At 70.7% G+C, this 1,668-nt stretch carries 1 protein-coding gene; it reads left to right on the top strand.

What is annotated here, in order from left to right:
• Positions 1–30: 30 nt before the first annotated feature.
• Positions 31–1,668 (top strand): IS1182 family transposase (locus AB0N90_RS37590; RefSeq protein ID WP_365203987.1); only part of this gene is annotated, 1,638 nt, incomplete at its 3' end.

Genomic DNA, 1,668 nt, shown 5'->3' with positions numbered 1-1,668 from the left:
CAGGCCGTTGTCGTGTTCAGGGGTGGGTTCGTGTCGTTGCGTGGTGTGGAGCTGGCGGAGATCCCGGAGGAGACTGCGAGGGTGGCGCGCGCGGTGTTCCCGAAGGGGTGTCTGGCGATGCGGGTGCGGGATGCGCTCGGGCCGGTCTTTGCCGATGCGCAGTTCGAGGAACTGTTCCCGGTCCGGGGGCGCCCGGCGGTCTCGCCGGCCAGGCTGGCGCTGGTGTCGGTGTTGCAGTTCGCGGAGGGACTGACCGACCGGCAGGCCGCGCACGCGGTCCGCTCGCGTCTGGACTGGAAGTACGCCTTGTCGCTGGAGCTGACCGATACCGGATTCGATTTCTCCGTGCTCAGCGAGTTCCGTGGCCGGCTGGTCGACGGCGACGCCGGCCGGGAAGTGTTCGACGCGGTGCTGCGGGCGGCCGGTGAGGCGGGCCTGGTCAAGCCGGGCAGGCGACAGCGAACCGACGCCACCCATGTGCTGGCCGCGACCAGGGACCTGAACCGGCTGGAGTTCGTGGTCGAGACCCTGCGTGCGGCACTGAACCAGCTCGCCGGGGAAGCCGGGGACTGGCTGGTGAGGGTGGCGGCGCCGGAGTGGTTCGACCGCTACTCCGCCCGGCCCGAGGACAGTCGTTTCCCTTCCCGATGGGCCGCCCGCGTCGAGCACGGCGATCAGTGCGGGGCCGACGGCATGGTGGTGCTGGAGGCCCTCTGGTCGTCTGCGGCCCCGCCCGGACTGCGGAGCTTGCCCGCGGTGGAGTTCCTGCGGCGGACGTGGGTGCAGCAGTTCCACCACGTCGACGGCGCCGTGCGGTGGCGTGAGCCGAAGAACCTTCCGCCCGGCCTGATCCGCTTACGGACCCCGCACGAGCCCGGGGCCAGGACCGGATCGAAGCGGGATCTGGGCTGGTCCGGCTACAAGGTCCACCTCAGCGAGACCTGCGAGCCCGACGCCCCTCACCTGATCACCCATATCCACACCACACCGGCGCCGGTCAACGACGTGGCCGTCCTGGAGGACATCCACACCGCGCTGGCCGAGCGTGGCCTGCTGCCGGACGAACACCTGGTGGACGCCGGATACGTCGACGCCGAACAGATCCACCACGCACGGCGCGATCACAGCATGGAGCTGGTCGGACCGGTCAAGGCCACCAGCGTGAAGGGGCAGGTGAGCGGTGACTTCTTCGACAACACCCACTTCACCGTCGACTGGGACCAGCGCCGGGCCGTCTGTCCCGGCGGCCAGTCCAGCGTTCAGTGGCGAGAGGCCCGGAGCCACCGGCGCACCCCTGTCACCCGCGTCCGTTTCGCCGCCCGGCACTGCGGCCCCTGCAAACTGCGGACCTCGTGCACCGACGCGCGGACCGGCCGCAATCTGACGCTGCGGCCGCAAGCCGAGCACGACATCCTTCAGCAGGCCCGGATCGAGCAGGACACCGACCGGTGGCGCCGCCGTTACGGACACCGCGCCGGTGTCGAGGGCACCATCTCCCAAGGCGTCCAGGCTTTCGGCCTGCGCAGATCCCGCTACCGCGGACTCGCCAAGGCCCGCCTGCAACACCACTTCACCGGCGCTGCGATCAACCTCGCCCGCCTCGACGCATGGCTCACCGGCAGACCACTCGCCCGCACCCGCGTCTCACCCTTCGCAGCACTCCGCCCC

This window comes from Streptomyces sp. NPDC093018 (genome assembly GCF_040684035.1).
GTDB classification, from domain to species: Bacteria; Actinomycetota; Actinomycetes; order Streptomycetales; family Streptomycetaceae; genus Streptomyces; species Streptomyces murinus.
Note: the sequence above shows the minus strand (reverse complement) of the source record. Positions and strands in the feature narration are given on the sequence as shown.